This is a genomic window from Desulfobulbus alkaliphilus, from assembly GCF_016918545.1.
Lineage (GTDB): Bacteria > Desulfobacterota > Desulfobulbia > Desulfobulbales > Desulfobulbaceae > Desulfobulbus > Desulfobulbus alkaliphilus.
The window spans coordinates 1-442 of record NZ_JAFFQC010000256.1 but is presented as its reverse complement, the minus strand read 5'-3'; the positions used below and the strand labels follow the sequence as shown (position 1 = coordinate 442).

Annotated in this window: 1 pseudogene; it reads left to right on the top strand. The window is 61.3% G+C overall.

What is annotated here, in order from left to right:
* Positions 1-442: pseudogene (locus JWG43_RS18405) on the top strand (cache domain-containing protein); the annotation flags it as partial.

The following is a 442-nucleotide window of genomic DNA, read 5'->3' as shown; positions in this document are numbered from 1 at the left end:
GAGGTATTGCGCAAGGGCGTTTTCGTCAGCGACGTGTTCATGGGCTTCCGCAATGTGCCGCATTTCATCATCGCCGTCTTGCGTCATGAAGGGGGCGAGAGCTTCATCATGCGTGCCACCATCGACATGGAAGCCATCAACGGTCTGTTGCAGCGCGTGTACTCCGGGGAGCGTAGTGATGCCTTCCTGATCAACGAGCAGGGCGTGCTGCAGACCGATTCCCGTGACTACGGCCGCATCCTTGAGCACTTCGACGTCACCTTGCCCAATGTGCTGCGCCAGGGCATCGCTCTTGTGCCCCTGCCGTCCCAGCCGGGCGACAGCGGCAGCAAGGAGCCTTTGGCGGCCATGATGCATCTGGATGCCATGCCCTGGTTGCTGGTGGTGGTGGACGATGTGCGGGAAAGCCTGGCCCCGCTGCACCGTCTGCGCATCTATATCC